Source organism: Streptomyces purpurogeneiscleroticus, assembly GCF_020024005.1.
Taxonomy (GTDB): domain Bacteria; phylum Actinomycetota; class Actinomycetes; order Streptomycetales; family Streptomycetaceae; genus Streptomyces; species Streptomyces purpurogeneiscleroticus.
Map to the genome: position 1 here is coordinate 1 of NZ_NHSG01000189.1, position 5,989 is coordinate 5,989.

Here is a 5,989-nt window from a genome sequence, read left to right on the forward strand (position 1 = left end):
CCTACAACAGTGACCCGCGGCTGGTGCGCGTGCTGCCCGGAGTGCCCGAAGCGCTCCGGCTGCTGCGCGCCGCGGGCATCCCGACCGCCGTCGTCAGCAACCAGTCGGGCGTGGGCCGCGGCCTGCTCACCGAGAATCAGGTACGCCTGGTCAACGCCCGGGTGGACGACGCCCTCGGCGGCTTCGGCACGTGGGTGTACTGCCCGCACCACCCCGAGGCCGGCTGCCACTGCCGCAAGCCCAAGCCCGGCCTGGTCATCGAGGCGGCCCGGCGGCTCGCCGTACCGGCCGAGAAGTGCGTGGTGATCGGGGACATCGGCGCCGACGTGCTGGCCGCACAGGCCGCCGGTGCCCGCGCCGTCCTCGTCCCCAACGCCGTCACCCGCGCCGAAGAGGTCACCGCCGCGCCGCACACCGCGCCCGACGTGCTCAGCGCCGTACGGCAGTTGCTCGGCCACGGCCCGGAGACCGCGCCCGTCGCCGCCGCGGAATCCTGGGGGTGGGACCGGTGAAATCACTCGTGGTACGCCTCGACAGCTTCGGCGACGTGCTGCTGGCCGGCCCGGCCGTCCGGGCGGTCGCCGCGCAGTCCGAGCACGTGACCATGGTGTGCGGGCCGCGCGGCGAGGCCGCGGCGCGGATGCTGCCCGGGGTCGACGAGGTACTGGTGTGGGAGGCGCCCTGGGAGGGCTTCAGCCCGCCGAGCGTCGAGGACGCCGACGTGGAGGGACTGATCCGCCGGGTGCGCGAGGGCGCGTACGACACGGCCCTCATCCTCACCTCCTTCCACCAGAGCCCGCTGCCCGCTGCCCTGCTGCTGCGGATGGCCCGCGTCGGCCGGATCGGCGCCGACAGCCGCGACCACCCCGGGCGGCTGCTGGACGTCCGCCACCGCCGGCTGCCGGACCGGCACGAGGCCGAGGCCGCGCTCGACACCGCGGCCGCGCTCGGCTTCGTCCCCGAGCCCCGCGACGACGGCCGGCTGCGCGTGCTCCCGCCGCCGGACACCGTGGGCCTCACCGGCAACGGCCCGTACGTCGTGGTGCACCCCGGCGCCAGCGCACCGGCCCGCGCCTGGAGTCCGTACCGCTGCGCCGAGGCGGTCGCCGCGCTCGCCGACGCGGGCCACCGCGTCATCGTCACCGGCGGCCCCGACGAGACCGCGCTGACCCGGGAGGTCAGCGGCGAGGCGGCGCGCGACCTCGGCGGGCAGACCGACTCCCGGAGCCTGGCCGGAGTACTGCGCTCCGCCGACGTCGTGGTCAGTGGGAACACCGGGCCCGCGCACCTGGCCGCGGCCGTCGGCACGCCCGTCGTGTCGCTGTTCGCTCCCGTGGTACCCGCCGAGCGGTGGGCGCCGTACGGAGTGCCGACGATCCTCCTCGGCGACCAGCAGGCGCCGTGCGCCGGGACCCGCGCGCGGCACTGCCCGCAGCCAGGACACCCCTGCCTGGACGACGTCACCGCGACCGACGTGGTGCTCGCCGTGCAGAAACTGCTCAAGGAGAGCACATGAACATCCTCATCTGGCATGTGCACGGCTCCTGGATCACCGCATTCGTCCAGGGGGCCCACACCTACCTGGTCCCGGTGACACCGGACCGCGGCCCGGACGGCCTGGGCCGCGCCCGGACCTGGGACTGGCCGGCCACCGTCCAGGAACTCTCCCCGGAGCAGCTGCGCGAGGCCGACATCGACCTGATGGTCCTGCAACGCCCGCACGAGGTGGAGCTGGCGTACGAATGGACCGGGCGGCGTCCGGGACGCGACGTGCCCGCGGTCTACGTCGAGCACAACAGCCCGCACGAGACACCCGTGGACACCCGTCATCCGCTCGCCGACCGGGACGACATCCCGCTCGTCCACGTCACCCACTTCAACCGGCTGATGTGGGACAACGGCCGCGCCCCGACCACCGTCGTGGAGCACGGCATCATCGACCCGGGCCCGCGCTGGACCGGCGCGGAGCAGCGGGCCGCCGTCGTCGTCAACGAACCGGTGCGGCGCGGCCGTACCACCGGTACCGACCTGCTGCCGCGGTTCGCCGCCGCGGCGCCGCTGGACGTCTTCGGCATGCGCACCGACGGGCTGGCCCGCCACCTGGGCCTGTCGCCGGACCGGTGCCGCACCCGTGACCTGCCGCAGGACGAGCTGCACACAGCGCTGGCCCAGTGCCGGGTGTACGTACACCCGATCCGCTGGACCTCGCTCGGGCTCTCGCTCCTGGAAGCAATGTTCCTCGGGATGCCCGTCGTGGCACTGGACACCACCGAGGTACGCGAGGCCGTCCCCGAGGGGGCCGGGGTGGTCTCGAACCGGCTGGAGACGCTGACCGACGCGGTCCGCGCCTTCACCGCCGACCGGGACCTCGCCGAACGGACGGGCCGGGAAGCGAGGGCCGCCGTACAGGCCCGCTATGGGGTGGGGCGCTTCCTGGACGACTGGGATCAACTCATGAAAGAGGTCACGCGATGAAGCACGAAGCATCCGCCCCCCACGTCGCCATGGTCTCCGAGCACGCCAGCCCGCTGGCCGCACTCGGCGGGCCGGACGCGGGCGGTCAGAACGTGTACGTGGCACAGCTCGCCCGGCACCTCGTCCGCCGCGGGCACGACGTCACGGTCTACACCCGGCGTGACGATCCCGCACTGGCGCACACGGTCACCACCCACGACGGCTTCAAGGTCGTCCACGTACCAGCAGGCCCCCCGGCCCCCGTACCGAAGGACGAACTGCCAGCCCACATGCCGGAGTTCGGCCGCTACCTGGCGCGCACCTGGGCCGCCGCGCCGCCCGGCCTCGTGCACGCGCACTTCTGGATGTCGGGCACGGCGGCCCTGGCCGGCGCCCGCGAACTGGGCATCCCGGTCGTCCAGACGTACCACGCGCTCGGCACCGTCAAGCGGCGCTACCAGGGCTCGGACGACACCAGCCCGCCCGAGCGCATCGAGACCGAGGCCCGTATCGGCAGAACCTGCCGCCGCGTCCTCGCGACCTGCTCCGACGAGGTCGGCGAGCTGCTCGCGATGGGCATCCCGCGCAGCCACGTACGCGTGGTGCCGTGCGGCGTGGACACCACCCACTTCGCGCCCGTCCCCGACGCCCGGCACCCGGACGCCCCCAAACGGCTGCTCGCCGTCGGCCGGCTCGTCCCCCGCAAGGGCTTCGACCGGGCCATCCGCGCCCTCGCCGGCATCCCGGGCGCCGAACTGCTCATCGCCGGAGGGCCGGACGAGCCGCTGCTCTTCGACGACCCCGAGGCGAACCGGCTGCGCAAGGTGGCCGAGGAGCACGGCGTGAGCGAGCGGGTACGGCTGCTGGGCCGGGTCTCGCACGAGGAGATGCCCGCCCTGATGTCCAGCGCCGACCTGGTGCTCTCCCTGCCGCGCTACGAGCCGTTCGGCATCGTCCCCATCGAGGCGATGGCCTGCCGCACCCCGGTGGTCGCCACCGCCGTCGGCGGGCACCTCGACACGGTCGTCGACGGCGTCACCGGCGTCCTCGTCCCGCCCGTCGAGGAGCACGGCCTGGACCGGATCATCCGGAACCTGCTGGCCGACCCCGAACTGCTCGCCCGCCTCGGCGCCGCGGGCCGCGAACGCGCCCTGGACCGCTACACCTGGGACCGCGTCGCCCAAGGCGTCGCCGCCGTCTACGACGGCCTGCTCTCCGTACCCGCACTCTCGGGGGTGGCCCGATGACCGCACTCGACGACGGCCGGCACTGCGACGAACTGCAGGACGCGCTGGCCCGCTTCCGCGCTTCCGCCTCCCGCCTCGAATCCTGGGGCTGCCGCCTCGCCGACCGCCTCGGCCGGGGCGCCCGGCTGCTGGTCGCCGGCAACGGCGGCAGCGCGGCCCAGGCCCAGCACCTCACCGCCGAACTCGTCGGCCGGTACCGCGAGGACCGCCCGGCCTACTCGGCGCTCGCACTGCACGCCGACACCTCCTCCACCACCGCCATCGCCAACGACTACGGCGTGCAGGAGGTGTTCGCCCGGCAGACCCGCGCCCACGGCCGACCCGGCGACGTCCTGCTGCTGATGTCCACCAGCGGCGCCAGCGCCAACCTGCTGACCGCCGCCACCGAGGCCCGCCGCATCGGCATGACCGTCTGGGCGCTGACCGGGCCGGCCCCCAACCCGCTGGAGGCGGCCGGGGACGAGGCGCTGTGCGTGGACGCGCCGGTGCCCGCCACCGTCCAGGAACTCCACCTGGTCGCCGTCCACATGCTCTGCGAGGCGTTCGACCGGACCGTCGCCCGGCAGGACGGTGCCGTACGCCAGGAACCGGCCCTGGACACCGTACGGGTGGAGGAAGCATGAGCCGTAACGCCCCGCTGCTCGTCGTCGGCGACAGCCTGCTCGACCACGACCTCTCCGGACGCGCCGAACGCCTGGCGCCCGACGCGCCGGTACCCGTGCTGAAGGGACTGCGCCGCACCGTCCGGCCGGGCGGCGCGGCGCTCGCCGCCTGCCTGGCGGCCGAGGACGGCCGCGAGGTCACCTTCGTCACCGCGCTCGGCGACGACGAGACCAGCCGCACCCTGCGCCGGCTGCTCTCCGACCGGGTCCGGCTCGTGGAACTCCCGCTGTCCGGCGCGCTGTCCAGCAAGACCCGGCTGATGGCACGGGACCGTCCGCTGCTCCGCCTGGACGAGGGCGACGGCCGGGCGGGCGGCGCGACGGAGGAGGCCGAGCAGGCCATCGCCGCCGCCGACGCCGTGCTCGTCGCGGACTACGGCCGGGGCACCGCCGACGCCGTACGCCCGGCACTCGCCCGCGCCGCCCGGCACGTACCCCTCGTCTGGGACCCGCACCCCAACGGGCAGCCGCCCGTCCCGGGCGTGAAGCTGGCCACTCCGGCGGCCACCGAGGCGCGCACCTTCGCCACCGCCCTCGCCGAGGACGCCCGTCCGATCACTGCTCGCGCCCGCCCCGGCCGCGACGAGCCGGCTTCCGACGGCGCGCGCGTCCAGCTCGCGCAGGCGGCGGCCGACGCCCGCACGCTGCTGCGGTCCTGGAAGGCCGCCTCGGTGGCCGTGACGATGGGGGAGCGCGGCGCACTCCTGACGCACGGCGAGGCGCCCATGCTGGTGCCCGCACCGTGGAGCGCGCAGGGCGACGCCTGCGGCGCCGGGGACTGCTTCGCCGCCTGCGCCGCCGGGCTGCTGGCCGACGAGGCGCTGCCCGAGGACGCCGTACAGGGCGCGGTGCACGCGGCCACCCAGTTCGTCGAGGACGGCGGCGCACACGGCTTCACCACCCACTTCACCGCCGCGGCCGCACCACAGGGCGGCGGCGAGAGCGCCACCGAACTCGCGGCCCGGGTGCGCGCCGCCGGCGGCACCGTCGTCGCGGCCGGCGGCTGCTTCGACCTGCTGCACGCCGGGCACGTCGCACTGCTCCAGGCCGCCCGCCGGGCAGGCGACTGCCTCATCGTGTGCCTGAACTCCGACTCGTCCGTACGCCGCCGCAAGGGCGACGAACGGCCCATCGTGCCCGAGGCCGACCGGGTGCGGGTGCTCCAGGCGCTGGGCTGCGTCGACGCCGTCACCGTCTTCGAGGAGGACACCCCCGAGCAGGTACTCCAGGACCTGCGCCCGCACATCTGGGTCAAGGGCGGCGACTACGCCCTGACCCGGATGCCGGAGACGGAGGTACTGGAGGGCTGGGGAGGCCAGGTCATGCTGCTGCCGTACCTGGACGGACGGTCCAGCACCAAGCTGGCCGAGCGCGCCGCCGGGGGCGGGCTCGCCGAGCCGCACGGCGACCCGCTGCCCGGCGCCACGGCCGACAGGGTGGTGTGATGACCTCCGCCGACGTACCGACCGGACCCGCCTCGCCCCGCCCCCGCCTGCTGGTGCTGCGCGCGCTGGGCCTGGGTGACCTGCTGGCCGGGGTGCCCGCGCTGCGCGCTGTGCGCCGGCACTTCCCGGGCCACGCGATCGTGCTGGCCGCGCCGCCGGGCCTGACCGACGCGGCGCTGGC

6 protein-coding genes and 1 pseudogene are annotated in these 5,989 nt (G+C 75.3%); all 7 read left to right on the forward strand.

The window, feature by feature from the left end:
* On the forward strand, positions 1-512 hold a 512-nt coding region (locus CCS38_RS12020; RefSeq protein ID WP_223733228.1), incomplete at its 5' end, for a D-glycero-alpha-D-manno-heptose-1,7-bisphosphate 7-phosphatase.
* Positions 509-1,516: a glycosyltransferase family 9 protein gene (locus tag CCS38_RS12025; RefSeq protein ID WP_223733229.1), complete on the forward strand. Its 1,008-nt coding sequence runs from the start codon at positions 509-511 to the stop codon at positions 1,514-1,516. The genes CCS38_RS12020 and CCS38_RS12025, both read left to right, overlap by 4 nt.
* Positions 1,513-2,475, forward strand: coding sequence for a glycosyltransferase (locus tag CCS38_RS12030; protein WP_223733230.1), 963 nt, complete (start codon positions 1,513-1,515; stop codon positions 2,473-2,475). Before CCS38_RS12025 ends, CCS38_RS12030 begins: the two co-directional genes overlap by 4 nt.
* The gene (locus CCS38_RS12035) at positions 2,472-3,701 is read left to right on the forward strand and encodes a glycosyltransferase (RefSeq protein WP_223733231.1); all 1,230 of its coding nucleotides are present in this window, start codon (positions 2,472-2,474) and stop codon (positions 3,699-3,701) included. The genes CCS38_RS12030 and CCS38_RS12035 overlap by 4 nt, the downstream gene beginning before the upstream one ends.
* Positions 3,698-4,324, forward strand: coding sequence for a D-sedoheptulose-7-phosphate isomerase (locus CCS38_RS12040; protein ID WP_223733232.1), 627 nt, complete (start codon positions 3,698-3,700; stop codon positions 4,322-4,324). Before CCS38_RS12035 ends, CCS38_RS12040 begins: the two co-directional genes overlap by 4 nt.
* A complete protein-coding gene (gene rfaE2, locus CCS38_RS12045) occupies positions 4,321-5,808 on the forward strand; it encodes a D-glycero-beta-D-manno-heptose 1-phosphate adenylyltransferase (RefSeq protein WP_223733233.1) in 1,488 nt (495 codons plus the stop codon). The genes CCS38_RS12040 and rfaE2 overlap by 4 nt, the downstream gene beginning before the upstream one ends.
* A pseudogene (locus CCS38_RS12050) lies at positions 5,808-5,989 on the forward strand (glycosyltransferase family 9 protein); the annotation flags it as partial. The gene rfaE2 and the pseudogene CCS38_RS12050, both read left to right, overlap by 1 nt.